Source organism: Thermococcus gammatolerans EJ3, from assembly GCF_000022365.1.
GTDB classification, from domain to species: Archaea; Methanobacteriota_B; Thermococci; order Thermococcales; family Thermococcaceae; genus Thermococcus; species Thermococcus gammatolerans.
The window spans coordinates 1,473,559-1,499,768 of record NC_012804.1 but is presented as its reverse complement, the minus strand read 5'-3'; the positions used below and the strand labels follow the sequence as shown (position 1 = coordinate 1,499,768).

Annotated in this window: 25 protein-coding genes; 14 read left to right on the top strand and 11 right to left on the bottom strand. The window is 55.4% G+C overall.

Translation table 11 applies throughout. The features are described 5' to 3' along the window. Nucleotides 1-58 precede the first annotated feature (58 nt). From TGAM_RS08055 to TGAM_RS08030, 6 genes are all read left to right on the top strand, one after another. Nucleotides 59-313 (top strand): chorismate mutase, encoded by a 255-nt coding sequence (locus TGAM_RS08055; protein WP_238516200.1) that lies wholly within the window; start codon nucleotides 59-61, stop codon nucleotides 311-313. Further along, entirely contained in the window at nucleotides 297-1,385 is a 1,089-nt protein-coding gene (locus TGAM_RS08050) for a pyridoxal phosphate-dependent aminotransferase (protein WP_048811283.1), read from the top strand. The genes TGAM_RS08055 and TGAM_RS08050 overlap by 17 nt, the downstream gene beginning before the upstream one ends. Further along, nucleotides 1,316-2,080 (top strand): prephenate dehydrogenase/arogenate dehydrogenase family protein, encoded by a 765-nt coding sequence (locus TGAM_RS08045; protein WP_048811282.1) that lies wholly within the window; start codon nucleotides 1,316-1,318, stop codon nucleotides 2,078-2,080. Before TGAM_RS08050 ends, TGAM_RS08045 begins: the two co-directional genes overlap by 70 nt. Before the next feature lie 103 nt (nucleotides 2,081-2,183). Next, entirely contained in the window at nucleotides 2,184-2,723 is a 540-nt protein-coding gene (locus tag TGAM_RS08040) for a GNAT family N-acetyltransferase (protein WP_015859201.1), read from the top strand. Next, the gene (locus TGAM_RS08035; protein ID WP_015859200.1) at nucleotides 2,716-3,879 is read left to right on the top strand and encodes a gluzincin family metallopeptidase; all 1,164 of its coding nucleotides are present in this window, start codon (nucleotides 2,716-2,718) and stop codon (nucleotides 3,877-3,879) included. Before TGAM_RS08040 ends, TGAM_RS08035 begins: the two co-directional genes overlap by 8 nt. 137 nt (nucleotides 3,880-4,016) lie before the next feature. Continuing rightward, the gene (locus TGAM_RS08030) at nucleotides 4,017-4,991 is read left to right on the top strand and encodes a hypothetical protein (protein WP_015859199.1); all 975 of its coding nucleotides are present in this window, start codon (nucleotides 4,017-4,019) and stop codon (nucleotides 4,989-4,991) included. Nucleotides 4,992-5,062: 71 nt separating this feature from the next. Here the strand turns inward: TGAM_RS08030 and TGAM_RS08025 are convergent, their stop codons facing one another. From TGAM_RS08025 to TGAM_RS08015, 3 genes are read right to left on the bottom strand one after another with little or no spacing between them, the layout of a single operon-like run. After that, on the bottom strand, nucleotides 5,063-5,260 hold the full coding sequence (locus tag TGAM_RS08025; RefSeq protein WP_015859198.1) for a hypothetical protein: 198 nt from the start codon (nucleotides 5,258-5,260) through the stop codon (nucleotides 5,063-5,065). Next, nucleotides 5,257-5,754, bottom strand: a complete 498-nt coding sequence (locus TGAM_RS08020) for a hypothetical protein (RefSeq protein ID WP_048811281.1) — start codon at nucleotides 5,752-5,754, stop codon at nucleotides 5,257-5,259. Before TGAM_RS08020 ends, TGAM_RS08025 begins: the two co-directional genes overlap by 4 nt. A 1-nt stretch (nucleotide 5,755) precedes the next feature. Further along, nucleotides 5,756-6,202 (bottom strand): helix-turn-helix domain-containing protein, encoded by a 447-nt coding sequence (locus TGAM_RS08015; RefSeq protein WP_015859196.1) that lies wholly within the window; start codon nucleotides 6,200-6,202, stop codon nucleotides 5,756-5,758. Nucleotides 6,203-6,297: 95 nt separating this feature from the next. On the opposite strand from TGAM_RS08015, the gene TGAM_RS08010 reads away from it, so the two are divergent. Then, on the top strand, nucleotides 6,298-7,461 hold the full coding sequence (locus tag TGAM_RS08010; RefSeq protein ID WP_015859195.1) for an MFS transporter: 1,164 nt from the start codon (nucleotides 6,298-6,300) through the stop codon (nucleotides 7,459-7,461). On the opposite strand, the gene TGAM_RS08005 is transcribed toward TGAM_RS08010, so the two are convergent. Then, the gene (locus TGAM_RS08005; RefSeq protein ID WP_015859194.1) at nucleotides 7,436-7,960 is read right to left on the bottom strand and encodes a hypothetical protein; all 525 of its coding nucleotides are present in this window, start codon (nucleotides 7,958-7,960) and stop codon (nucleotides 7,436-7,438) included. The two genes, TGAM_RS08010 and TGAM_RS08005, sit on opposite strands and share 26 nt — an antisense overlap. Nucleotides 7,961-8,001: 41 nt before the next feature. On the opposite strand from TGAM_RS08005, the gene TGAM_RS08000 reads away from it, so the two are divergent. From TGAM_RS08000 to TGAM_RS07980, 5 genes are all read left to right on the top strand, one after another. Beyond that, nucleotides 8,002-8,955, top strand: coding sequence for a hypothetical protein (locus TGAM_RS08000; protein ID WP_015859193.1), 954 nt, complete (start codon nucleotides 8,002-8,004; stop codon nucleotides 8,953-8,955). Between the two features lie 33 nt (nucleotides 8,956-8,988). Then, nucleotides 8,989-9,804, top strand: coding sequence for a GNAT family N-acetyltransferase (locus TGAM_RS07995; protein WP_015859192.1), 816 nt, complete (start codon nucleotides 8,989-8,991; stop codon nucleotides 9,802-9,804). 4 nt (nucleotides 9,805-9,808) lie between these two features. Continuing rightward, nucleotides 9,809-10,846: a GNAT family N-acetyltransferase gene (locus TGAM_RS11375; protein ID WP_015859191.1), complete on the top strand. Its 1,038-nt coding sequence runs from the start codon at nucleotides 9,809-9,811 to the stop codon at nucleotides 10,844-10,846. A 59-nt stretch (nucleotides 10,847-10,905) separates the two neighbouring features. Further along, nucleotides 10,906-11,961: a M20/M25/M40 family metallo-hydrolase gene (locus tag TGAM_RS07985; protein WP_048811278.1), complete on the top strand. Its 1,056-nt coding sequence runs from the start codon at nucleotides 10,906-10,908 to the stop codon at nucleotides 11,959-11,961. A 110-nt stretch (nucleotides 11,962-12,071) separates the two neighbouring features. After that, nucleotides 12,072-12,629, top strand: coding sequence for a DUF234 domain-containing protein (locus TGAM_RS07980; RefSeq protein ID WP_015859189.1), 558 nt, complete (start codon nucleotides 12,072-12,074; stop codon nucleotides 12,627-12,629). Between the two features lie 17 nt (nucleotides 12,630-12,646). On the opposite strand, the gene TGAM_RS07975 is transcribed toward TGAM_RS07980, so the two are convergent. Beyond that, nucleotides 12,647-13,999, bottom strand: coding sequence for an ATP-binding protein (locus tag TGAM_RS07975; protein ID WP_015859188.1), 1,353 nt, complete (start codon nucleotides 13,997-13,999; stop codon nucleotides 12,647-12,649). A 249-nt stretch (nucleotides 14,000-14,248) separates the two neighbouring features. After that, the gene (locus TGAM_RS07970; RefSeq protein ID WP_015859187.1) at nucleotides 14,249-17,029 is read right to left on the bottom strand and encodes a DEAD/DEAH box helicase; all 2,781 of its coding nucleotides are present in this window, start codon (nucleotides 17,027-17,029) and stop codon (nucleotides 14,249-14,251) included. 84 nt (nucleotides 17,030-17,113) lie between these two features. Here TGAM_RS07970 and TGAM_RS07965 point away from each other — a divergent pair, with 84 nt between their 5' ends. Continuing rightward, nucleotides 17,114-18,607, top strand: coding sequence for an MFS transporter (locus tag TGAM_RS07965; RefSeq protein ID WP_015859186.1), 1,494 nt, complete (start codon nucleotides 17,114-17,116; stop codon nucleotides 18,605-18,607). 23 nt (nucleotides 18,608-18,630) lie between these two features. On the opposite strand, the gene TGAM_RS07960 is transcribed toward TGAM_RS07965, so the two are convergent. Beyond that, nucleotides 18,631-19,767 carry an iron-containing alcohol dehydrogenase gene (locus TGAM_RS07960; RefSeq protein WP_015859185.1) on the bottom strand — a complete coding sequence of 379 codons (1,137 nt, stop codon included), beginning with the start codon at nucleotides 19,765-19,767 and terminating at the stop codon, nucleotides 18,631-18,633. A 140-nt stretch (nucleotides 19,768-19,907) separates the two neighbouring features. Between TGAM_RS07960 and TGAM_RS07955 the strand changes: the two genes are divergently transcribed. Further along, nucleotides 19,908-20,558 carry an MBL fold metallo-hydrolase gene (locus TGAM_RS07955; RefSeq protein WP_015859184.1) on the top strand — a complete coding sequence of 217 codons (651 nt, stop codon included), beginning with the start codon at nucleotides 19,908-19,910 and terminating at the stop codon, nucleotides 20,556-20,558. Here the strand turns inward: TGAM_RS07955 and TGAM_RS07950 are convergent. The 4 genes from TGAM_RS07950 to TGAM_RS07935 form a co-directional block, all read right to left on the bottom strand. Then, complete coding sequence (locus tag TGAM_RS07950; RefSeq protein WP_015859183.1) at nucleotides 20,555-21,823, bottom strand: MFS transporter; 1,269 nt, start codon at nucleotides 21,821-21,823, stop codon at nucleotides 20,555-20,557. The genes TGAM_RS07955 and TGAM_RS07950 overlap by 4 nt on opposite strands. A 78-nt stretch (nucleotides 21,824-21,901) precedes the next feature. Then, nucleotides 21,902-22,804 carry a glycoside hydrolase family 130 protein gene (locus tag TGAM_RS07945; RefSeq protein WP_015859182.1) on the bottom strand — a complete coding sequence of 301 codons (903 nt, stop codon included), beginning with the start codon at nucleotides 22,802-22,804 and terminating at the stop codon, nucleotides 21,902-21,904. Next, nucleotides 22,791-24,653, bottom strand: a complete 1,863-nt coding sequence (locus TGAM_RS07940; RefSeq protein ID WP_015859181.1) for an MGH1-like glycoside hydrolase domain-containing protein — start codon at nucleotides 24,651-24,653, stop codon at nucleotides 22,791-22,793. The genes TGAM_RS07945 and TGAM_RS07940 overlap by 14 nt, the downstream gene beginning before the upstream one ends. A 3-nt stretch (nucleotides 24,654-24,656) precedes the next feature. Next, a complete protein-coding gene (locus TGAM_RS07935; protein ID WP_015859180.1) occupies nucleotides 24,657-26,135 on the bottom strand; it encodes an L-fucose/L-arabinose isomerase family protein in 1,479 nt (492 codons plus the stop codon). Between the last annotated feature and the right edge of the window lie 75 nt (nucleotides 26,136-26,210).

Below are 26,210 nucleotides of genomic sequence, written 5' to 3'. Positions count from 1 at the left end.
GCCCAAACCCTTAAAACCTTCCGTCCAACTTAAGGCCAATAATGGTGATGTTTCGCTAATGACAAAGCAGAAATTTGACTATATGTCAGAGATAGAGAGGCTTAGGGCAAGAATAGACGAGATAGATGAGGAGATAATACGCCTCCTGAGGGAGAGAATCGAAGTGGCCTCGCGCATAGGCGAGGTTAAGGCCCGGCTCGGCCTTCCAGTGGTCGATGAGGGACGTGAAAAGGTCGTGCTGGAGAGGGCAGGGGAGTTCAGGCAGGTTTTCGAGGCGATAATCAGGGTGAGCCGAGATGTTCAACGTGTATGAGTTCTTCAACAGGATAAACGAGATTAAACCTGGGATAAGGCTCGACGCGGGCCAGCCTGACATACCCGTGAGGGAGGAAATCATAGAGGAAACAGTGGCGTCGCTCAGAAGGGGAGAGACCGGCTACATCTCAAGCTCTGGAATGGGGGAGCTCAGGGAGAGGATAGCTGAAGCCGAAGGTGTCTCGCCGGAAGAAGTTATCGTTGGGCCAGGTTCAAAGATCCTGATAGCGGCCGAGATCGCGATGGCAGACAGAATAGCCGTGATAGCGCCATACTGGAGCGCCTACGTCCTGATAGCGAGGCAGTTCGGGAAGGAAGTCGAAGTCATCAGGACACGCCTTGAAGAGGAATGGAGGCCCAGGCTGGAGGAGCTCAACGCCGATTTATTAATCCTCAACTACCCGAACAATCCCACCGGACGGGTTCTCTCGCGCTCGGAACTCAAAGAAATCCTCGAGCTGGCGGAGGAAACCGGGGCAAAGGTGCTGTCGGACGAGATATACGCCGAGCTCTCCTTCATGGACTTCACTCCGGTGAGGGAACTCTACGAGAACGCGGTAACCGTTAAGGGGTTCTCAAAGCTCTACTCGATGACGGGGTTCAGGCTCGGCTACGCCATAGCCGACAGGGAGGAGATAGCGAGGATAAGGCACTTCATGGAATCCACGGTAACGTGCGTTCCGCCATTCGTCCAGAGGGCTGGGATAAAGGCCCTCGAACTCAGGGATGAGCTTGTTGATGATGTCAGAAAAGAATACATGCGGAGGGCAAAGCTCGCCTCAAGGATTCTGAGGGGCCTCTACTTTAGAGAGCCCGAAGGAGCCTTTTACGTCTTCCTCCGCGTTCCCGGGGACGGGCTGGCCTTCGCGGAGAGGCTCCTCGACAAAGGGGTGGCCGTGTTCCCCGGCGTGGCCTTTGGGCCGTACCGGGACTTCATCAGAATTTCCCTGACCGGGAGCCACCTCGAGGAGGGGCTCAAAACAATAAGGGAGGAGGTCCAATGCGCGTTGGGATCGCCGGCTACGGGAGGATGGGCAGGCTCTTCAAGCGGTGCCTGGGCGGGGAGGTGAGGTTCTATTCACGACACGCCAAAGCTGACTTCGATAACCTGGAGGACATGTACGAGTGGGCGGACGTCCTGATATTGGCCTCTTCCCTCGACTCGATTCCCCAACAGCTGGAGGAGCTCGCCCTCATAGCCTCACGGCAACCCAAAAACGCCATCATCTTCGACATAGCCACTTTCAAGCGGGAACTCATAGGCCTTTACAAAGGCTTTCCGCCCGAGGTTAAGGTCGCGAGCGTTCATCCGATGTTCGGGGAGGGCGTTGAGAGCTTTAACGGCCAGCTGTTCCTTGTAATACCGGTTGAGGGCAGGGAAGACGACGCCGAGCACATCGCCAACTTCCTGAGGTCGCTCGGCGGCAGGGTGGAGTTTGTAAGCGCCGAGGAGCACGACAGGGCAATGGGCTTCGTCATAGGCGTGCCTTACTTCCTGGGACTCAAGTACCTTGAGCTATCGCTTAAAAATAACCTCGACCGCTTTGGAGGGACTTCCCACCGCTTCCTGACGACGTACGGGAGGGCGGTCCTCAACGATTCGCCGGAATTTATAGCCGAGGTCTTAGAACGCTCGAGGGGAGAGATAGAAGAGTTCATCCGCGAGCTCGGGAAAGAGCCCGACCTTGAGTATCTCCTCGGCAAAGTTAGTTGCGAAGAAATAAAGAAAGCCTACAGGAAGTTCTACCGGGTGCTGGAGCCCTGAAGGTTTATAAGGGACTTTTTGATGTGCGGATAGTGAGGGAGTGGAAAAATTAAAGCTCCCGGTCTTCACTTGGTTTTTGAACCTGGCGCTTTAGGTGATGCCCATGCGCCCGATAATTTTGAAGGGTAAAAAGGTCTCCCTGGCGATTCTTCTCAGGGAAGACCTCCCCAAAAGCTGGGAATGGTTCAATGACAGGAGCACCGTTAGGGGTCTCTTCAACTCAGCCCACTTCACCCTGCCCGAGGAAGAGGAGGAGTTCTACGAGGAGCTGAAGAGGAACAGGGAGAAAAGTCCAACTTTCGCGGTGATAGAAAACGAGAGCGGAAAGCTCGTGGGCATAGCCGGATTCAACTGGATCAACTGGCAGGCAAGGTGGGGGGAGATACTCTACTACCTTTCACCGGAAGATAGGGGAAAGGGTTACGGGACGGAGACGGTGAAGCTCCTCTGCGAATACGCCTTTACTCATCTCAATCTCCACAAGGTCTGGGCGAAGGTTCACAGCGACAACATTCCCTCAATCCGCATTCTCGAGAAGAACGGCTTCTCTTTGAGCGGACGGTTCAGGGAGCATGTCTGGAGCGACGGGAGGTACTTAGACGAGCTGATCTACGAGAAGTTCAGAGGGGAAGAAAATGATTGAACGTCTGGAACTCCGCCTGGGCCTCAACTTTGAGAGAGGGACGCTGGAAGGGATGGCAAAGTTAAAACTGGCCGGAAAAGCGGGGACCTTCCTCCTCAATCGGGGTTTGTCCGTAAACTCCGCGAGCGCTCCCTTTTCCCAGCGCGTTGAAGGGTTTAATGGACTTGAGGCCTACGAGGCCAGCGTCGTTCGGCTTGAGCTGCCACTTGAAGAAGTTGAGCTGACGTACTCCGGCAGGCTTGAGAGCTATGAAAGCGTTCTCCCGTACCTCAAGGACTCAATAAATCCGGAGTATACCCTCCTCAGGACTGACTCGCTCTTCTACCCGATTCCCTCAGAGCCGGACTTCGAGAGCCTCATCAAGTCTGTCGTGGGCTCGGAGTTTGACGCCGAGATAACCGTTGAAGGCATTCCTGAGGGGTTGGTGGTCGCGTTCGGCGGGGAAATCAAGGAAAACCGGCTGAGAATCGAGGGCACAAAAAGGCTCGACATCGCGGTGGCACCGTTCAAGGTCATTGAAAAGGAGCCCTTCAGGCTCTTCATTCTTAGCGAGGAAGGAATTGAGAGGACACTTGACCTACTCGGGAAAGCGCACGAATTCTACTCAACAATTCTGGGGAGCAGGGTGGAGAAGTTTACCGTCATCGAGACGCCTGAGAACTACGGTGGGCAGGCCGGGAAGGGCTACGCGCTAGTCTCTGGAAGCTCGCTCAGGGCGGAGATACCAGCAAACCTCTACCACGAGCTCGCCCATCTCTGGAACCCGAGGGCAACGCCCGAGGCGCACCAGAGCAGGTTCTTTGACGAGGCCTTCGCCAACTACCTGACTGCGCTGGCGATTAGGGAGATACACGGCGAGGAAGCCTTCAACCGCTTCATCGAAGGCCTGAGAAGGAATTACAAGGCAGTGGTTAAGCGCTTTCCAGAGGCAGAGAAGCTCAAACCGTCGGAGTGGGGAGAGTTAGGCCTGTGGGAGCTATCGTACACGAAAGGGGCCTTAATCCTTTACGACCTTCACCTGCTAATGGAGGATTCCTTCTACGATCTGCTGAGAATTCTCGCGGGAGCTGAGAACGTGGATTTTGAGAGATTCAAAAAACTCGCGGAGGAGTTGAGCGGAAGAGACCTGGGAGACTTCTTTGAGAGGTACTTTTAGCCCCCGCAGAAACAGAGCAACTCCTCTGGCACGTTCGAAGAGGAAATGCAACCGCCACCAGTCTGGCTACCTCCGAGTTTTCACATGCGCTGCAAAAACTATTTATACTTTCTTCGAGTAGTAAAGCAGGGGTCACCATGAAGAAAGTTTTAACCCTTATCCTGGTTGCCATCGTGATCGCCGCCGGATGCCTGAGCTCCCCTGAGAAGTCCCCTGAAACGAAAACCTCAACCCCAACGGCCTCCACAAAAGAAGGGTTTTTGGCTGAAATTGGAATAATAGCCCCATCGGATCCCCTCTGCGGGATGGACCCAAACAGCAGCATCGCCGGATTCATCAAGCCCCTTAAAGAAAAGTACTCGATCGTACCAGCCAGGCCAGATTTCCCCGTTCCGGAGGGCAGTCTTGCAAATAAAACCTTTAAGGTTTCCAACGCGTACATCGGCGTTTTTGCTTATCCGGATTCCTATTCGGCAGCAGAAGCGTTGGGCGCGCTCAAAAAGAAACTCGCCACAATTGGAAACGCCACCGGCAGAGACAAATGGCTGGGAAGGGATGCGCTTTACTCTGCCTTTGGCGCGTATTTTGATGGATTCTATTTCATCGTGATCCTGAAGGTTCCCTACGACGAGGAGTGGTCCGATATGGCCGAGTACACCCTCAACAAGCTTATGTTCAGCATGATGTGGGTGGGCCCGTCCCCCGGGAAGATGCTCGGTCTCTTCATGCACACCCGGATTGAAAACAGAACTGGAAGGAGCAAAATCTTCTCCGGCGACCTTCTCTCGGCGAGCGGTTTCACCCCCGAGGGGGCAAGAATAGAGGTGGCCGTTTATAGACGGGGATGTGGAGGGGAAGTTTACGTTACGCTGGAAGAGCGGATCAAGGGGCTGGACTTTCGGGAGAAACCCCTTCCACCCCTGAAATCCCGGGATCCGGCGGGGGAGATCGTCCAGCGGGCCTACTTTGAGGGCAATGGAAGTGTGTACATTGAGCTGTACAACGGGCCGGGTATGGACAGGGTGATGCTCCTCTACGGGAACGAGAGCGCGGTAAAAGCGACCGTTATGGCCATGTGGGGAACTGAAGAAACTTCGAGGCAAGTTGACTAAAGAGGGCAATGGCCTGCTCAATCGGGACATCTATGAACCAGGTAACCCCATTGAAAATCTTGAAGAATTGGTTACCGCTTGAGAAGAGAAGGAAACCGAGGAGTGAAATGCCTTTCAAGCTCCTCAGCGACGTCTTCGGGCAGGCCTTCCTTCCTGAGGACTTTTTTAAAGCTCCTCCTCGCCCGGTTGGTTATCCTCACAAGACCGGCAATTCTAAACGCGAGCGATGGAAGGCGGAGAAAAAAGCGAAAAATTGGGAGCGGGTTCATTCGCCCTCCCCGTCGGTCTTTCTCTCTCCTCCACGTCCATGAGGAAATCCTGGAATCTGGAACCTTCCGCCGTGCCCCTTCATAAGGCCGCCGAGCATCTCCATGAGCTTCTTGCCGGGGTTTATCGAGTCCATGTACTCCTTGGTAAGCTCAAGCGCCGCCTCTTTGTCCATGCCCGCCTCGACGAGGCTCTTATAAAACTCCGCCACGCTCTTTCCCATCGCCTGAACCCTCTCAGGGCTGTAGAGCTCGTTGAGGAGCTCTTTGAGTGGCTGAAGGATGTCCTCCACCATTTCGCCGACCTTCTCCATGAGGAGGGGTATCTTCTCCAAATCCTTGTCACCCTCGTAGGCCTCTATGAGGTCCTCCAGTATGTCCGCCTTCTTCCTGAGGACTTCGAGCTCCTCCTCGCTCCTGGCGTTCCTCATCTCTTCTACAATCTCATTTAGGAGTTCCTCCAGCTTCTTCGGAGTTCCACCCTTTTCATCCACCATGTCAACCACCCCGATAATCATTAGTCCGGTCAAGCTTAATCGGGATTCCGATTATTTCGAGCCACTTTTTGACCACCCTCTTTGAGAGGGCGTAGCATTTTCCCCGCTCGCCGGGAATCTCAACGACGATGCCCATCTCCTTCAGCTCGGCCAGCTTCGCTCGAACCGTGTTGCGGGAAGCCTTTCCGCGCCTACCCTTCAGCTCCCGCGCTATCTGGCTCACGTTGGCCCGCTTGAGGTCGAAGAGAATCCGGACGATTTCCCTCGATATGGGATCGGTGACTTCGGGAACGGCTACCTCTATTCCCAGGCTACCGTACTGGGCGTATAGATTGATGAGCCGAAGGTAAGCCTGCGCCAGCTGGGAAACGAGGGCGAAGCTCTCCCTGAGCTCTTCGAGCGCCTTCCTGAGCTCCTGCACTTCCCTTGCGAGCTCCTCGTCGGGCATGGTTAATGGTTGGGTGATCAACCCTTTAGCGTTTCCGGTCAGGAGTGAGCAATTAACTGGGCAAAACTTAAGGCAAGAACCCTCAAAGTCCTGCCATGAAGCGAACCCTCTACCGCCTGCACGTCATAACCTCATCCCTCAGAATCGTTGGGGACGCCATCGAGTACGTGGCCTTACCCTGGAGCCTGCTGAACGCGACGGGCTCGCTGATCAGCATAGGCGGTTTTTCGCTCTTCACCCATCTGCCGTGGGTTCTCTTCCCCCCAATTCTTGGCAGGGCCCTCGATAGAGCTACCAAAAAGGTGAGGCTTGCCTTCCTCGCTCTCATCCTCCAGGCCCTACTGGCGGTTCTTATAGTGCCGCTCTCCTCGAACGTCTGGGCTTTCTACCTCATAGTCTCTGGAATATCCGCTCTGGACATTCTCCACCGCTACTACGGGCTCTCGCTGATTGCCTCGATGACCCTTGACTCTTCAGAGCTCCAAAGCCTCAACGCAAAGCTCGCCACGGTTGAAAACGCCCTATCCCTGGTGGCTTTTCCACTGGCCGGCTTCTTGACCTATCGCTTCGGGATAAGGGCAATGCTCCTCGACGCGGTTCTCCTTCTCCTCGGAGCGCTCGCGCTGGTTCCCTACCTGAACGTTGAGGTGAAGCGCGAAGGGACAGAGGAGGCAAGGGAAGAGAAACGGCTACAAATCAGCCGTCGGCTCGTGGTTGGAGTACTCGCCTCGGTGCTGCTCTTCAACTTCGCTCTCGGTTCCTTCAGGATATTCGTCTTCGCCTCCTTAAAGGAACTCGCAAAAGGTGAGGTCCTCTACGGCCTCCTCCAGGGACTCACGACGGTCGGAAGCCTCGTGGCGGTCGCGGGGCTGACATACCTGGCCCGGAAGAGGCTGGCCGGACTAAAGCGGCCGCTGATCCTCGGAATGCTCCTCCAGAGCATCGCGCTCCTCATCGTCGGCGTTCCGGCGGTGGTAGCGCTGTTCCCGGCGGTTTTCATCCTCGGCTTCGGCGGGGAGCTCCTCAACGTCTCGTTCGACAGTCTGATGCAGAGGTTCATCCCCCTTGAGAGCCTCGGGACTGCGAGGGGCGTTTTTGACGCCCTTGCGACGATTGTGATTCCGCTCTCGCATCTGGTTTTTGCGTGGCTGATTGAAAGGGGTGTAGAGACGTTATGCCTAACTTCAGCGGCGTTTCTTATCGGGGCTCTCGCAGTTGGGCTCTTCGCCATCACTACGAGAGGCCTTCCGTCAGGTTGAGCAGCCGCTCCGTCTGAGCGTTGGTAAAGTTGCCCCTCCTCGATTTGTATATCTCGCTTATTGATTCTCCAATTTCCTCGAAGAGATCTGCGTTTCTTTCAAGGTCATCTTTTGCATAAGGATAATGAACGTTCACGTGGTTTAGGAAGACCTCTAGGTTGGACGCGGCACTGTGGAGGTTCCAGTACTTCTCGTCCTTTGTCAATTGGTAGAGGTCTCCTGCAATGTCCGCGAGTACCCAAGCGCAGTAGTTGAACCTTCTTACTTTTTCATAGAGTACCTGGCTCTGGAGTGGGTCTCTGGTTGCGTTGTGTTCGATCATTGATTTGAGAAGGGTTATCTCCTCAAGGCAATGGAGGGTTGGGGTTAAAGCGGAAATAAGGCCGTTTTTGGCCTTTTCTGACTCAACACTCTTCTGGTGGTATGCGTAGCCAAGGGAGCCCGAAACGATTAAGAGCAGGACAAGTATCAGAGATGTGACATGTTTCATTAACACCACCGGGTGTAATTAGGAGAACCTCTTAAAAAGTTTTTCAGAGGATGACTGAGAGCGGTTGTCCATGGAGAAATCCGTCGGCAACACTTAATCTGGAGGTAAAAAGTTATAAATTTCAAAGTTGTCCTTATGAGGGGGACGCTATGAATTCATATCTAAAAGTGGCGATTCCGGCTGTGATAATCCTTGTTTTAACCGCTCAGATGATTCATCTAAACATGGAAATCAGAGGACTTCAAAAAGACGTTGAGAGGCTTAAAGACCAGCAGAAGCAGTACACTCAAGTGATCTGGGATGAATACGGGAATGATATCTACGCGGCGATACGGTACTTCCGAGAGACCCGGCCTGATTTGGTGCAAAAACTCGGAAACGCAACCCTGACTGTAGATGGCATCGTCACGTGGAGCTTCAGTGCCAGTTATAACCCCAAAGAAAGGGTTTTCTGGATTTCGTACGATCATCTCAGCGAAGCCAAAAAGGACATTGTCTACGTTAAACTCGTAGCGTACTACCCCAATGGAACCCAGGTTAGAGACCTTCCATGGTATGTGGTCAACCACACCACTGGAGATGTTATAGGGGTCGCGTCAACAACTGCACAACTGACCGTTATGAAGACTTACCATCGGCTGTACCGAAATTTAACGGCCCTTCTGGGGATACCCTCAAACAACACCCTCAGAGCTTGTGGTAATTATGTGGCTATTCTGCCTGAAAACGGAAACTGGTTTGACTTTGAGATTGAGTGCGCCTCATCTGAAAACATCTCCCTGTGCTGGTTCATCATCGGCGAGGTTGATGAGAAAACTGGAATGCTAAAGCGGCTTGAAGTTACAAAGCCATTCAAAGGAGGCTGTGAAAAAGAGGACGAGCTGAGAACGCTTGACATCATCGAAAAAGTGGCCCCGTTCAATGCCACGGCCCAGGAAATAAAACAGAGCATCCTCAACATGACCGGTGGGCTTATGTTCAACCTGACGTTCCCAAACCCATAAATTGGGACGGAACCAATAAACTTTGGTGATACCATGGAGCCGATCATCCGCGAGGCAAGGCCAGAAGATAGACCCTTCATCGAGGAAATAGCGAGGCTGACCTGGGACGGTGAGGATTACTTAGCAAGGGTCTTCGATGAGTGGCTCGGCGATAACTTCTACGTGCTTGAGCTGGACGGAAAGGTCGTCGGGACGGCGAAGCTAACCATTCTGCCCGGAAAAGTCGGCTGGCTTGAAGGACTGAGGGTTCACCCAGAATACAGGGGCAGAGGCTACGGGAGGAAGCTCCACGACTTCATGCTTCAGCTTGGTGAGAAACTCGCGAAAGAAGGCAGGATTGAGGCCCTTGAGTTTGCGACCTACTTCCTCAGCCGCGAGAGCATAGCCATGGCAAAGAGAGACGGCTTCTCGATAACCGCGAAGTTCTTCAACCTGGGGGCGAAGGTTTCCGCCTTCGAGCCCGAGGAGCCAGCGATGGTAGAGCCCAGCCTAGAAGACCTGACCCTCGGCGTAATTCCCGCCGGATTGAAGTTTCTCCGCAGGAGTCATGAGAGCCTCGAATGGCTGAAGGCGAAGGCCGAATTCTACGACATCAACGGCTTCCGCTTCCTCGTTCCGAAGGGGGAGGCAACGTTCACGCCCCTCGACGTTGGACTGGCAACTCTCAAGGCGATGCTTCCCGCTATGGCTTGGGTCGCCCGCGAGAGGGGATGGGAGGAGTTCGAGGTGATGCTCCCGAGCGGTGTTAAGCCCCTCCTGCCGGGACTGAGGAGGCTTGGTCTCTTCCTATGGGAGGAGACTGAGGAGCCTAACGTGCTGGTGTTCCGGAAGAGGCTCGTGTGGGGCTGAATGCATGGAGATAGTTCGCCTAACCGAAAAACATCTTCCAGACTTCCAAGGGCTTTACATCGAGTTTTTCAAGGAGCTCAGGGGGAAGCAGGGCTGGAGTCCACACGCTGAGGCAGAGTACCGGGCCGAGGCGACGTATTACTTTAAAAGGGACGACATAATCTTCCTTGCCCTTGAAAACGGAGAGGCTGCTGGTTTCATCAGGGTTTCGAGCAGGGATGGAAGTTTCTGGGTGGAAGAGCTCTTCGTAAGGCCAGAGTTCAGGGGAAGGGGCATCGGAAGGGCTCTCGTTGAGAGGGCCGAGGAGGAGGTTCTGAAGTGGGATTCGGCTCTTTACCTCTTCGTCCTGCCACAGGATAAGGACGCCATAGCTTTCTGGAAGAGACTCGGCTACGATACGATAAACACTGTCGAGCTCGTGAAGGATCTTGAGCCAACGCCCAGAGATAGCGGCTTTCACACCGTCGAGCTCCTTGGAGAACGCTTTAAAATCTTCCGCTGGAAGGGGGAGAAGTTCAGTGAGGATGAGAAGCGCTTCATGGAACTGCTCGAGGAGTTTTACCGGAGGGGCGGGACGAAGGAGGAGTTTCTCTGGACAGTAAACACGGCCCTTGAAAAATGGCTGACGGGGGTTGAGGAGTGCAAGAAAGCCCTGGAAAGGGTGGGAATAGAAACAGAGGTAACTCCCGCTGAGCTGTGGGATTATCTGAACGCGAGAACATATGAAAACGATGTTTATGAGCCCGGGGAGATACTCTCCAACGACTACCTCGTGATTCACGAGGTCAGGGAAATTGAATGCCTCAAAGCCAGAGGCCTTGAGATAACGCCGAACGTGATAATCGAGAACCCAAAAGAGACGTACGAGTGCCACCTCATAGCTCTTGAGGCGGAACTCCAGCGTGCTGGAAAAGAGGGTAATGCTAAATGGATTAAAAAACGCTGCCGTGATGTTGAAGAGTACCTCCGAGACGAGAACTTGCCTGAGAATCTGAAGGGACGAGTTGTAGCAATACTTGAGAGGTTCTGCACTGTATCCTGAGACGCTTGGAATGCCGAGGTTTATAAAGGGCGACGTCGAGGGTAAGTTAGGTGAACCAAATGAAGACCGAGAGAGCGAAGGAAATACTCCTCCAGCTTTTGAAGATACCCTCGCCTTCGGGCCAGGAAGACAGGATAATGCTCCACATCATGGAGTTCCTCCATAAGCTCGACTACGACGTCCACATCGAGAGCGACGGCGAGATAATAGACCTCGTCGTGAACCCTGAGGCGGAGCTCTTCTACGAGGTCCACGTGGACACGATACCGATTCGCGCTGAGCCCTTCGTCAGGGGCAACATAATCTACGGCACCGGCGCGAGCGACATAAAGGGCGGCGCCGCGGCAATACTCCTCATGCTTGAGAGCCTGAAGAGGGAAAACAAGGACCTCAACGTCGGTATCGTCTTCGTCAGCGACGAGGAGCTCGGCGGTCGCGGGAGCGCGCTCTTTATGGAGCGTTACCGGCCCAAGATGGCCGTCGTTCTGGAACCGACCGACCTTGAGGTGCACATCGCCCACGCCGGCAACATCGAGGCCTACTTTGAGGTGGATGGCAAGGAAGCTCACGGTGCCTGTCCCGAGAGCGGTGTCAACGCGATTGAGGAGACCTATAAGATGCTCGAGGAGCTTAAAAAGCTCGAACCCTTCAATACCAAGGGCGAGTTCTTCGACCCACACATTGGAATTCAGGAGCTCGTCTGCGAGAACCCCGTTTACCTCATCCCCGCCCTCTGCAAGGGAAGGCTCGAGGCGAGACTCTTACCAGAGCAGGAGGTCGAGGATGTCCTCGACTTAATGGACCCTATACTCGACGAGTACACCAAGAGCTACGAGTACACCGAGATATGGGACGGCTACAAGCTCGAACCGGACGAAGAGATAGTCCAGCTAGCCAAGAAGGCGATGGAGAAGACGGGCCTCGACGAGTTCGGCGGAATGAGGAGCTGGACGGACGCGATAAACTTCATGTACAACGGAACGAGGACGATAGTTTTCGGCCCAGGCAACCTCGACATCTCGCACACTAAGTTCGAGCGCATAGACGTCAGGGACGTTGTTACGGCAAGCGAGTTCCTGAAGGCCCTCAATGAGATTTACGGGAAGGGCGACTGAGCATTTCTTTTTCCCTTTTGACCCAATCTTTTTAAGCAGGCTCCCACCAGTAACTGGTAGAAGAGTTCATAGACCGCGAGAAAGAGATCCCAATCCTCGGTAGCAGGAAGGTGAGCCTTTACAGGATAAGCGACCCGATTCTGCTGAGCTGGTTTCTCCTTACCTACCCCCAGATGGCCGAGATAGCCTCGGGAACCGCTAAGCTCGACGACCTCTACAGGGTTTTCTCGGTTCGCTTTGAGGACCTCGCGAGGGAGTTCATTCTTCTCAAAAGGCCGATTGAGTTCGAAACCCTCGGCAGGTGGTGGTTCAGGGGCGAAGAAATCGATATCGTGGCGTTGGGCAGGGGGATGGCCAGCCTGATTGAGGTCAAGTGGAAGGACTTGGGCAAGAGGGAGGCGAGGAGGATTTTAAGGGAGCTGGAGGGCAAAGCAAGGTTCGTCCGCTTTGACGGCGCTTTCAGGTTCGGCCTCATCGCAAGGGGCGTTGAGGGAAAGGAAGAGCTGAGGGAGGAGGGCTACCTCGTCTGGGATCTGCGGGACTTCCTCAAAAGGGGAAAGGCTTATCTCCAGCTGAAGACAAAGGTTGAGGAGCTCTTGGAAAAGCCGAAAAGCGACCCTTGGCGCTCTACTCGACGCTTCCGCTCCTGCTTGAGAGGGGGAGCTTGAGAGGGCAGAGGAGTTCCTCAAGAGAATCCAAAGAGGTCCCTGAGCTCGAAGACGAGGAAGCCCCTCTCCTCAAGCCTTTCCCTGTCCTCTACGGCCCTTGCAACGATGCCGAGGCACCTTTTCTTTGCCCCGGTTCTGACGTTCTCGGCCTTTTCCTCAAGCCTTTTAAGAACCCGGAGGGCCTCTCGATGGTCTAAGGTGCCCCATTTGGCCTCGAAGAAGTACGCGGTTCCGTTCTTCACGCCCACGAAGTCGACCTCTTCTCCCCTGCGCCACCACCTTCCGCCCCGCTCGAAGGCGAACCTCCGCCACAGGAAATCCTCAGCGGCCCTCTCAAACACAGGTCCCATGTAGTGGTCGAAGTTTGCCTTAACGTCCTTCAGAACCTCAGTGTAGAGCTCCCGCTCAATCCTCTCCCTGTTCGGATAGACGAAGCGGAACCAGAAGCGGAAGTAGTTATCGGCGAACTCGTAGCGGGTGTTCCTCCTCTTCTCGGGCTCAAAGGCCGGGTGAACCTTGGCTATCACCCTTATTCTGGCGAGGTTGTCGAGGTAGCGCGAAACGGTCCCCCTGTCAAAGGCCGTGAAGTTCACTATCTCCCCGAAGCTCGTCTTCCCGAAGGCTATCGCCTTCAGTATCGAGAAGTACCGCGCCGGCTCCCTGAACTCCTGTCTGAGAAGGAACTCCGCCTCGGTGTAGAGGGGGCTCTCCTTTCTGAGGAATAGCCTTCCAACGTTCTCCCAGAACGATGAACTACCGTCGAACTGCTTCAGGTAGAGGGGTATCCCGTCGGCAACGCCGTAAACCCTCATCCAGTCCTCGGGGGAGTAGCCGGGCAGGAACTCAGGAACGTGCCAGTACCTGAGGGGCTTGAGGTCAATCTGCATTGTTCTTCTGCCGTAGAGCGGGCTTTTATGGCCGAGAAGCCTCTCCATCATGCCGATTGACGAGCCGACGAGAACGAGCTTGACCTTCGAGTTCTGGAGATGCAAGTCCCATGCCTTCTGGAGAACCGAGGGGAAAGCCGGGTTTCCTTCAACGAGGTAGGGGAGCTCGTCTATCATGACAACTCCATTTCCACGCTCCGCGATGAGACGGAACACCTCGATCCAGCCGAGGTCGGAGCGGGCGACGACCTCATCGCCCAGGAATTGTGCCACCTTCTTCCTGAACTCCGCGAGGTTCTCCGCTTCGCTCCTCTCGTCCGCGAGGAAGTAGACGTGCCTGAACCCTTCGGCGGCCTTCAGGACGAGCGCCGTCTTTCCGACCCTTCTCCTCCCGTAAACCACTATCAGCTCCGCTTTGTCGCCCTCAAAGGCCCTCCTGAGAGCATCGAGCTCGCCCTTTCTGTTGACGAATTGTTGCATCATGATTAGACTAATCGCACTGCAACTATTTAACGGTTTCGAAAGCCTTTTCTCTTCTTCCGTCTGATTCCCATGAGAACAATTAGGGGAACTCCATCCTCAGCAACCCTTGTTAGTGGTTGAATTCATACTCCCTGTCAAATATCTCATGCCGCGATTTCTTGATTCTGCCAAACAGCATAGGCACCTACCATACTGTCATGGAGGGGTACCGACATATTTAAGCATTGTTGTCTCTACAAGAACGCAAAATCAAGATGCACTCCCGTTTTCTGTATCTTCCTTCTCCTTCCTCTCAACCCAGAACCGCCTCGTTCTTATGAACTGCTTCTCCCTCTCCATAAGCGCGAGGATTAAGGCGTCTCCCCGGTACTGCGCGAGCAGTCGCGCGGCGGTATCTGGTCCCGTTCCGTAGCTCGCCAGCGCTAGAACCGCTTCGAAGCCGTAGGTATCGACCAAATCGGCCGCCTTGAGAATCTTTCTGTAGATTCTCTCTTCCTTCCTTTCCAGCGGCTTTCCGTGGCGGACCTTCTCAAGTACCGAGAGGAACTCCTCGGCGTCAATCGGGTGCGCCACAGCTAACATCTTCGAGCCGCAGCGCGGGCACTGCCTCAGCTTGATGTTTTGGAGCCTCGCCACTTTCGTTTTCGAGTGCCACCCGCAGTTGGTGCAGACCAGAACGACCTCGTGTTCAAGCAGTCTCTTTTTGAACAGCTCAATTAGCTCGTCTCTCTCGAGAACGCCCGACAGCAGGAACTCCCCGCTCACCGTCATGTTGAGCCTCGCCAGAGTTGAGGGCTCCTTCCTTAGGACGGTCTTCACCCTCAGCGAGCCGGCCTTGAGTAGCTCCATCACGAGCTCGGCCTTTTTTACATCCACCTTGTCGTGGTAGAGCTCGTTGAGCGTTTCCCTCTCAATCACCGTCCCCTCGAAGAGTCTCTCCACCTTTCTTATCCTCGCGTCCCTCCTCAGCGCCCCAAAGCGCTTGGCCACGTTCAGCATTCTCCAGCGGTAGGCGTGGGAATCTCTCAGAGCGCGGGAAACTATTAACTCAACTCTCCCGGGCTCCTGATAGAGGTAGCGCTTGACCTCCTCAGGGTTGAGCTGGAATGGCGTTTTGAAGACTATCGCGTGCCCCTGGCTCCTTACGGAGAAAACCCTGCCGTAGCGGAGGATTAGGAGCGAGTGAACTATCCTCCCTATCGCTTCGTTCGCCCTGCTCCCGAAATCGGCGTGGATTACCAGAGCTTTCGGGGTGCTCTCGACGACGATATCTCGGTCGGTCGGAAACGGCTCGTCCCTGATTTCCTCAAAGGCCCTTCTAAGTTCCTCCTCGCTGAACTCAACGCCCTCCAAAAGGTCTAAAGCTTTGTTGAAGTCGAAGACCAGCTCCCTCCTCAGCCTGCCGACGTCGAACGCAACCCCGAAGGGAACGGGAATCATCTCACCCTCCCAGCTCGGTATCGCGCTCTCAAGGCTCCTGCTCTCGCGAACCTTCAAAAGCCTCGCCTCGTCGTCTATCTTGAGCACAATCCAGCTCCGCCCGTTCATTACGAACTCCATGCCCTCCTCCAAATCCATCACGAAGCTCTCATCGAGCCTCCCTATGACGTGCCCACTTTTGGCGTCGAAAACGCGCCACGAGACTTCATCGGGAATCGTCGAGAGGTTCTCGTAGTAGTACTGGAACGCTCCTCGCCTGAGGTAGAGGAGGTTGCTCTCCTCATCGTAGCCGACCAAACGAGCGTCCTCCAGAACGCGGAGAACGTCGAGGTAATCGCTCCAGCTCAAATCGCGGTAAACATACGCTCGTTTCGCTATCTCGTAGGGCCTCTCGCGCGGAAGGCGTTTGTATTCAATGAGCAACCCGACGACGAAGTGAGCCAGGACGTCAAGCCCGCCTATCGGCTCGACCGCCTCGAAACGCCCTTCCAAGGCCCGTTTCGCTATGACGAGGCTCTGGAGGTAGTCCTCCACGTTCGTCGCTATGATGTAGCCCTCGCTGACCTCTCCAATCCTGTGCTTCGCCCTTCCGACGCGCTGAACCAACCTGTTGACCTGCCTCGGGCTCATATACTGTATTACAACGTCCACATCACCTATGTCTATGCCGAGCTCCATTGAGGAGGTGCAGATTAAGGCCTTGATTTTCCCCTCCTTAAGGGCCTTCTCGGCTCTGACGCGCGCCTCCTTCGAGAGCGAGCCGTGGTGAACCTCTACGGGCTTTCCCCAGGCCTTGAGGCGGTGGGCTAAAACCTCCGCGAACTGGCGCGTGTTGGTGAAGATGAGGGCTTTTCCGTGCTTTTCAACTATCTCCCACAGAACCCTCAGACGGGACGCTATCTCGGGCGAGACGCTCAGCTTCTCCGCCAGCTCCTTATCTTCCTCCTTCGGCTTTGGATAGAGAACGTGGAAGCGGTAGCTCTTTTTCCAGTTCGGCTTTACTATCGTTTCGGCCTTCAGCCAGTCCCTCACCTCTTCCTCGTTGCCGACGGTTGCGGTCATGCCTATCCTCTTGAAGTCCGCTATCTCGGCAAGTCTCTCAAGGTTCAGGAGGAGCTGGGAACCGCGCTTGTTATCTACGAGCTCCGCTATCTCGTCAACGATGACGAACTTCACGTTTTCGAGGTGCTTTCTGAGGGATTTAACAGTCAGAATCACGCCGAGGGTTTCAGGGGTGATGATTAGCATCTGGGGCGGATTCTTCGTCTGCTTCGCCTTTCTGTGGGCTGATGTATCGCCGTGCCGTACCTCGACGGTTATCCCGAGCTTCCTCCCCCACCATTCGAGCCTCTCAAGCAAGTCCCTGTTTAATGCTTTGAGCGGGGCGATGTAGAGGGCCGAAATGGGTTTTAGTCCTTCTTCAAGGATTTCGTTGAAGACGGGCAGAACCGCGGCTTCCGTCTTCCCCGAGCCGGTCGGCGCGATGATTAGGACGCTCTTTCCCGAGCTAACTTCCCTGAACGAGTCCTGCTGGAGCCGGTTGAGCCTCCCAAAGCGCTCCCGGATGGCCTTTCTGAGGAGTGGGTGCATGGTTAAACCTGGCGTTGTGCGGTTTATAACCCCTACCGCTAACTTTATAAGACGATATATCGTTCGACATGTCGGTGAAGAGATATGAACGTCACGAGGAACGGCGAAACCTACGACCTCAAATACGCGAAGAAGGCCACGCTCGTCGTGGTTTTATTGCCTCTCCTCGTCATGTACACCGAGGCGATGCTAACTCCCGCACTGCCGACGATTCAGAAGGAGTTCGCGGTGAATCCAAACGACGTCAGCTGGGTTCTCACGATATACCTGCTCGTTGGTACGGTCAGTGTGGCACTCTTCGGAAAGCTCGGCGACATGTACGGCAAGAAGAAGATGTTTTTGGTTGCCCTCGGCTTCTACACCCTCGGCGTCATCCTGAACGGCTTTGCGCAGAGCTTCCAGTGGCTGCTCTTCAGCAGGGCAATTCAGGGCTTTGGAATGGCCATATTCCCGCTGGCTTTCGCCCTCGTCCGCGAGGAGTTCCCGCCCGAGATGGTCCCGCAGGTTCAGGGAATGATAAGCGCAATGTTCGGCGTCGGTATGGTCATAGCCCTCCCGCTCGGAGCATACGTTACCCAGCACTGGGGGTGGCGCTGGACCTACCACACCGCCGCCCCATTCGCCGTGCTGATGTTCATCCTCGCGTGGAAGATACTCCGCGAGAGCCGCTACATCAACCCCGGAAAGCTCGACTGGCAGGGCGCTCTGCTCCTCGTCTGGGCCGTCGTTCCGGCACTCGTTGCGGTAACTCGCGCCCCGAACGTCGGCTGGACCGCAAGAGAAACCCTCGTTCTCTTCGCGGTCTCGATAGTCGGCGCAATTTTGCTCGTCCTCTGGGAGAAACGCGCGGAGAACCCGCTGATTCCCCTCGACATCGTGACCGCAAGGAACCCCGCCATAGTGAACCTCGGAATCATGTTCGCGGCCTTTGGCATATCCATGATGAGCCAGGCGAACACCTACATCTTCCAGATGAAGCCACCGTATGGCTTCGGCAAGACGATACTCCAGAGCGGTCTGCTTATGACCCCAATGGCGGGTATCATGCTCATCATCGCCCCCCTTGCCGGAAAAATAATGCCGAAGGTCGGCGCCAAGCCACTCGCAATAACGGGCGCTCTCATCGCGAGCTCTGGCCTCGCCGTTCTTGCGAAGTACGCCCCTGAATTCCCACCGAACCACCTCTGGGCCTTCGTGGCGATGATAGCATACGTCGGTGCAGGCATAACACTCATGAACATCTCCCTAATCAACGTCCTCGTCTTCAGCGTCCCGCCGAGGGTCATGGGCGTTGCGACAGGAGCGAACAGCCTCTTCAGGAACTTCGGCTCAACCTGGGGGCCCGCTATAGCCGGAACAATAATGAGCACATACTACACCCTCTTCCACCCGCCTGGCGCCCCCTCGTGGGTTCAGATAAAGATACCGACGACCAAAGCCTATGAGGTGCTCTTCGGAACTTCCGCAGGAATCTACCTGTTCCTGGCGATACTAAGCCTGGCCATCGTCGAGGTCATGAAGGGTGGAAAGATTCGCGAGGTGGAGAACGGGGGAGAAAAGGAGGTGAAGGTTGCTTAGTCCGTTTGTTCCTTTTCTTTTCCTCACTCCCCTCTGAACGCCCTAAGGTAGAGCTCCTTTATCTCTTCCGGCTTTGCCTCGACTGGGTTGAAGGCCAAAAGGCCGTCGCGGTAGGCCTTCTCGGCCATCTCGTCGAGCCTCGCCATGAAGGTTTCTTCATCAACAAGCTCGCTCAGCTTCGGAACGTCCGTCCGCTCGTTCAGCTCTCTAACGGCTTCTATCAGCGCCCTCCAATCCTTAAGGCCGAGCTCCCTCGCTATCTCGTCGTAGCGCCTCCTCGCGTAGTCGCTTCTCTCGGCATTGAACTCCATGACGTAGGGAAGGAATATTGCATTCAGCAGCCCGTGCGGTCCAATCCACGCGGCTTTGTGGCTCATCGCGTGGCAGAGGCCGAGGCGCGCGTTGAGGAAGGCTATCCCTGCCATAGTCGCAGCGTAGTGCATCTTTTCACGGGCTTCCTCGTCTCCTTCAAGGCTCTTCTCAAGGTAGTTGAAGACGGTCTTTATCGCCCTAATCGCCATCGCATCGCTGAAGTCGTTGGCGACCTTGGTGGTGTAGGCCTCTATTCCATGAACGAGCACATCCAGTCCGGAATTCCTCGCCACCTCCCTCGGCATCGTCATCGGCAGGCGGGGGTCGAGTATTGCTACATCGGGTGCTATCTCGGGCGTAACGATGTTGTACTTGATTCCGCCCTTCTTCAGAACGCTCGCTCCAGAGACCTCGCTCCCGGCACCGCTCGTCGAGGGGATAGCAATAAGCTTCGTCTTCAGCTTCGGAACGGGTTTGGGCTTCGAAAATCTATCCAAGAAAGCTATCTCCTCGAAGTTCAGCTCGGGAGCGTCGTAGAAAACCTTAAGGGCTTTGGTCGTGTCTATTACACTTCCACCCCCGAGCGCAACCAGCAGGTCTGGCTTGAACTCCCCCACCTTCGGCAGGAACTCCTCTATTGTTTCCACGCTCGGCTCCGCCGGAAGGCCGGTTATTGAGAAGACCTCCGCCCCCGCCTCTTTAACGTAGTCCTCAGCCTCACTCAGGAAGCCGTGTCTCTTCATCGAGTTGCCGGCCAGGATAAGAACCCTCTCGTGTTCCTTGGCCTCCTTTCGGAGCTTTTCAAGGGAGCCCTTACCCTCGATGATTCTCGTCTTGAGCCAGAACATCACCATCACCGGATTAAGGTTTTGGAAAGTCCTTTTAACGGTCTCGCACCAAGATATGTTTGATTGCTGTCTTATCCTTGGGCTCCTACTGGAGGATAGTGTTACCCTGAACAAGGAAACCCTTAATCCGGGGGATTGGTATGAGGCTCGTGGTTTTAAACGACAACGTGCCCGCTGAAGGACTTCTCAATGACTGGGGCTGGAGCGTTTTGGTTGAGGGGAAGCATCGCTTCCTCTTCGATGCAGACACGAGGGGAGAAATTCTCCTCCATAATGCAGAAGCTCTCGGTGTTTCTTTGAAGGGCCTCGACTTCGCGGTTCTCAGCCACTGGCACTACGACCACTACGGCGGTTTTTCAACAATTGCGGAGCTGAACCCGGGGCTTGAACTGTACGCTCCGCCTGGAGGGAACATCCGGGGACTAAACATCGCCGAAATGCACGAAGCGGGGAGAATAGCCGATGGTGTCTGGACCTCTGGAGCGTTGGATGGCTTCGAGCAGGCGGTGGGGGTGGAAACGCCCTCTGGACTCGTCGTCATAGTCGGCTGTTCTCATCCGGGCCCAGACAGGCTGACGGAGGCCGTCCTTGAGGTTTCAGGGTACAAAAGAGCCCACCTTGTAATCGGCGGCTTCCATTACCCATCTAGGGCGGTTCTAGACAGGCTTGCCAAGATGTCTGAATTTATAGCGCCCGCACACTGCTCTGGTGAAAAAGCCAAGGCCTACGTGCGGCGGGAATACCCTGAGAAGTTCGTAAGCGTGAAGACAGGGAGCACTATCGAACTTTAACCCCTGAGACGAGCTATCGGAAGGAGCGAGAGGAAGATGAACGCAGAGGCGAGCGCAAAGTTGCCTGTAAGACCCAGAAGTGAGACTATGAACCCGCTCGTCAGGTTTCCAGCTACTGCTCCCAGGGAGCTCACGAGATTGTAGGCTCCAATTAGGGTTCCCTTCTTTCCTGGTGGAGCGAAACGGGAAATTACGGTGGTTGTTGAGATGCCTATGAAGGCCCACGTATAGCCAGCGAGGAAGTAGGAGATGAACGCGAGAACGGGAAAGAGGGGTCCGGTTATGAACGTCGCAAAGGTGAGCAGGAGGAAAGAGAGGCCCCTCAGGAGGAGGCCGAGCTTGAGGGTTCTGTAACCGCCCTTCGCCTTAACCCTCTTTCCAACGCGGGCGTACATATAGGCGGAGACCGCTGAGTTTCCGATGCTCATCAAATAGAGCATCGAGGCTCCAAAGCCTCTCACCTTCAGGAGGACGGGGAACTGGGTGAAGTACAGCATCGCCCCGAACCAGAAGAGGAAAGTTGAGAGGTAAAGCCCGCCGAATCCGTTCGTGGAAAGCCTTGGCAGGTGGGTAATGAAGTTCGGCAGGTAGCGGAACTTTTCGACGACGTAGCCCGCGTAGACGCCGAGGATCTTTCTGCTGAGGTGAAGCGGGACTTCCTTTATCGTCCTCATACCCCAGGGGGCAGAGAGAAGGCCGATTAAGCCGAGAACTGCAAAAATCCACCGGAGGGGAAGCAGGTGGGACAGGACGAACCCAACCACAAGCCCCAGTACCCAGGCCCAGCCACATATCTCGTTGAACCTCCCTATCTCGTAGTCCCAGTCCTCAAGGCGGAACGCCTTGGTGATTATGAGGACTGGAATCGGAACCGTTGCGGCTATGAAGAAAGTGTAGAGGGCGTTTGCAAAAATCACTGAGGAAACACTTCTCGCTAGGGCGAACAGAAAGGTTGAGAGTGCCGTTCCAAGAAAGCCGGTTACGAGGAAAACCTTCCGCCTGTTGAGCCGGTCACTGAGTTTTCCCCAGAAAAGGCCGCCGAGCATTGATGCAAAGCTCCCGACGGCGTTTACAATACCGACTTCCCGCGGACCGCCACCGAGCTCCATAGTGAGGAGTGGGATCAAGGGAGCAACTCCCCCGGTTGAGACCTTGAAGGGAATGAAGGAGTAAAACCACTTCTCTGGATTCGGCCGGTGCCTCATCTGGCTTTTTCTCTCGAGCTTCTTGAGGGTCGTTCTCTTGCGCTTCTGACTGACCGCCATAGGCGCGGGAGAAAAAGAGAGGGTTTAAAAATTTAACCTTCACGCGTCGCAAGCGTTGAGACTTTAGCGACGCTCGACTCAGGTCTCAATTTTTCCTATCGCGAGGCCAACGTACCTGTCGGCACCGCCGTAGTAGAGGTAGTATCTCCCCTCATGCTCTATCATGGCCTCGGCGAAGACCACGTTGTCGACCCACCCGTGCAGCTCCCAGTCGAAGGTCGGCCTGAGGATGGGCTTCTCGGTTCTCCAGATGAGCTTTCTCGGGTCCTCCAAGTCGAAGAGAGCCGCGTGAGTGTAGTAAACGAGCTTTCCCTCCTCATGGAAGGCCTCGCTGTGTATCAGGAGTATTCCATCCTCCGTGAGGATTGGAGGAGGCCCGGGCTCGACGAGATGACCCCTCGGCCTCAAAACGGGCTCTCTCTCGTACTCCCAGTGGAGGAGATCCTTCGAATAGGCGAGCCAGACGTTGGAGTCGCCGAAGTACATGATGTAGTGCCCCTTGAACGGCCCAAATTTCATCTTCTCGGCCAGTATGGCTCCGCTCTTTGTCCAGTTGAACCTTCCATTCTTGGGGAAAGGGAACTCCTCGAAAACCACTCCGTGCTTCTTCCAGTTCAGCAGGTTCTTCGAGGTGGCGATACAGAGTCGGGCGGTTTCTCCATCGTAGCCGGTGTAGGTCATGTAGTAGGTCTTTTCAATCCTCACGACGCGGGGGTCCTCAACGCCGAGCTTCTCCCACTCGTATTCAGGCTCCATAACTGGTTCAGGGTGTCTGATGAAGTTGATCCCGTCTTCGCTCAGCGCCAGCCCGATTCTTCCGGTTATCCTTTCCCCTTTGGCCTCCGCACGGTAGAGCATAACCACCTTTCCCCTCCTCTTGACCACCGCAGGGTTGTAGACGTTCTTTGAGTCGAATCCTTCATCTGAGGGGAAAAGCACGGGTTTTGGGAGTTTTTCAAACCTGAACTCATAGGGGTTCAACGCTAACACCTCCGTTGACCACTACGACGTATCTCCTCCCTCCAAAAGAAACCCCTCTCAGAACGATGCTCGTCCCCTCGGCCGGCCGGACGGTGAGTTCATCCCCGGCTTCCATTCCGAGCGAGGCGGTAACGAAGGCGAAAACGCTCGCCGAGCTCCAGGCCTGCGGGGAGTTGGCCCTTGGAACGGGAACGAGCTCGTTTAGGCCGCTGTACAGCTCCGGAAGCTCCCTCTCCGGCAGAAGCTTCGCGGCATCGAAGACGGCATCCATGAGTGCCTTCGCCATGTCAGTCCTTCCAATCCTCGCCAGGCCGAGGGCTATCAGCGCGTTGTCGTGCGGCCATACGCTTCCGCGGTGGTAGCTGAAGGGGTTGTAGGCTTTCTCCTTAGCGCTCAGGGTTCTTATCCCGTACCGGGAGAACATGTCCGGCCGGAAAAGCCTCTCCGCGAGTTCCTCCTCGTGCTCGGCTATACCCGTCAGGAGTAGGTGTCCCATGTTGGAGGAGACGACTCTAAGCGGCCTTCCCTCCCCATCAAGCGCGAGGGCGTAGTAGGAGCCGAGCCAGAAGTCGCGGTTGAACCTTTTCTTCAACTTTTCCGCCTCTGCGAGAAGGGTTTTTTCATCGAGGTCTGTCAGGCTGAGCTCCCCTGCAAGTTTAAGCGCCCAGTAGGTGTAGCCCTGCACCTCAACGAGCGCTATCGGCGGCTTTGGAATTTTCCCTTCCTCGTCAATTATCCCATCCCTCGAATCCTTCCACCCCTTGTTGCCGAGTATCCCCGGAACGTAGGTTATGTACCCATCATCGAGCTTTTTGAGTATCCACTCGACGGCGGCCGTCAGGTTCGGTCTCAGTTCCTCGATTAATTTTCTGTCCCCCGTCCAGCGCAGGTACTCACCGGCTAATGCCACGTAGAGTGGAGTGGCATCCACCGTGCCGTAGTAGGGCGCGAAGGGAACCTTCCCCGACTGCGCGAGCTCCCCGAGACGGAACTCATGTGGTATCTTTCCAGGTTCTTCCTCGTTCTTCGGGTTGGTTCTCTTCCCCTGGAGCCGCCCGAAGAGCCTCAGCGTGCCGGCGGCGTATTCGGGGTAATACGGCAGGAGAAAGAGTGAGGCTATTATCGCGTCCCTTCCGAAGGGACAGGCGAAGTACGGAATCCCCGCAAGGGGAACAGGCCCGAAGCGCGTGAATAGCGTCAGGGCGTTTATGTTCTCAACCGCCCTCTCAAATATCCCGTCGATGGCGGGTGAGCCGGTGAAGGCGACGTTTTTTATCGTTTTCCTTTTCTCCCCGAGTATCTCCGAGATACTCCCCTCGATTTTGGGGATGAAGCGGACGTAGAGGACTGCCTTTCCGAGGGGAGGTATCTCAAGTTCCGCCCTTAAGAGACTCCCCTCCCTTTCCATGTTGGTCTCGATGGAGAGACTCCTCCTTCCGGAGGGGCTCTCTTTGACGTGCGTTCCTCCGGCTGGGGCTATCGCCTTTCCGCTCTTCAGCCCCATGAAGCCCCTGACCTGGAATATGTCCTCAATGGGGGCCTCGTAGGAGTACCTGACCTTGACACCGAGCGATTCTTCCGACGTGTTGTAGAAGGAGAGCTTTTCCTCGTAAACCCCGTCCAGCGTTCTTAGCCTCACCAGGATTCCCCGCTCGCCGAGAGAGAAGTGTGAAACCGCCCGGGTGAAGGTTGAGGATGCCCCGATGAAGTCCGGTTCCGGAGAAACTTCAAGCCTGGCCTTTCTGACGAACCTTGTGTCAAGAAAATAAAAGCCGTCGTAATGGGAGGGCATGTCCCCCCTCTCATCGCTCAGGACGAAGGCTCCGTTGCCGGCTAAGATGGTTCTCATGGACTACCCCTCAAGGAAGGACTTTACCTCCCTTGGGTCTTCAAGGTTTATTGCCTTTACTCCCCAGAGCCTCGCGGTAAAGCGGAGCTCCTCGGTGTAGTCGCCGGGAACCAGTGAGAGGTGGTTGGCTCCCATGGCCGAGATGAAGGTTTCTTTGTCGAGCGGGTTCTTTATGGCCGTATGCGGCCACTGCTTGCCCCATTTGAGCTTCGACTCCATCTCCTCCGTTATCTCAAGGCCCTCCGCGAAGAAGTAGAGGAGGTAGTATTCACCTCCACGACGTATGAGCCTCGCCACGGTGAACTCCGCCGGGGGAGTTCTGTAAGTTAGCGCCCCGCCGCTCGCCCCCTGGCACTGTCCCTGGATTATAGTAGCTTTGAGGTTCTCCTCCGGGTTCTCGCTCAGCCTCGCGTAGTAGAGCGATGAAGCGCCGCAGTTGGCTATCATAACGACCTCATCGTCCACGTACTTTATGTCTCCAAAGAGCGGCGGCTTTCCGCTCAGATAGAAGAGGAGCGCCGAGCTTATCGTTCCTTTAACGTCACCCTCACACGTGGCAGGGATTACCTCCTTCTCGCCCTCGGCATCGAGGTTGAACGGGAACAGCGCCGGAATCAGGCAGGCCGTAACGCCGTAGACCTCGCTCAGCTCCGGCTGGCACTTTATCGAGACGGCCGAAACACCTTTCTGCTCGCTCCAGCTCTCCTTTGCGGCGAGATAGATGGCTATCTGTCTCCTCAATGCCTCGGGTGTCAGCATGAGGTCATCAAACTTGACTTCCGTTTTCTCGGTCAGCCAGTCGTAGAACTCCTCCACGCGGACCCTCAGCCTCTCGTCCGAGAGCATCTTCTCAGCCTTCCTCACCAGAACGTACTGGTCGAGCATTATGAAGTCGCCGACGATTCTCTTAAGCCCCGGCAGATCGTCCATGAGGTGCTCCATCCCGAGGGTGTACGGAGCTCCCCAGAGGAGGATGGACTTCCTGGAGAGCTTTGAGACGGCCTCAACGGCTCTGACCCAGGCCTTTACCTTTTCAACGTCCCCCTTGAGGCGCACGTGGTTCAGCGCGTACTCGTTCACCGCGCTCTCCCAGAGCGAGGCCCCGACAGATGTGATGCACGTGGTTCCTGCCCATGCCGGATCGTCGTCGGCGTAGAGGAGTATGGGCCTCTTGGTTTCCCTGACGAGTGCCGTAACGAGGTTGCTCTCCGTCCAGTGCCAGAGGCCGGCTATTATTCCCGAGACGGAGCTTCCGGCTATGATTTCTCCTGCCTTAAAGCTCTCATCCATCGAATCTACCCCGAAGTTCTTACCGGCGTTGAGGGCCTCGTATTTTCCAAGCCTCTCGTTCACGTCGAGAACTTCAAAGCCGGCCTTCCTCAGCTCCCCGATGAGGGCGGAGTGCTTCTCCATCAAAGCCCTCTCGCGCTCGATCGAGAGGGCCGTTGGTCGGGGGTCGGTAAAGGTAATGACGGCTATCATAGGCAGCACCTTGGTATTTCAATCGCGGAAAACGTATATAACGATTGTCAGAGAAAACAACCAAAAGTTGTTGTT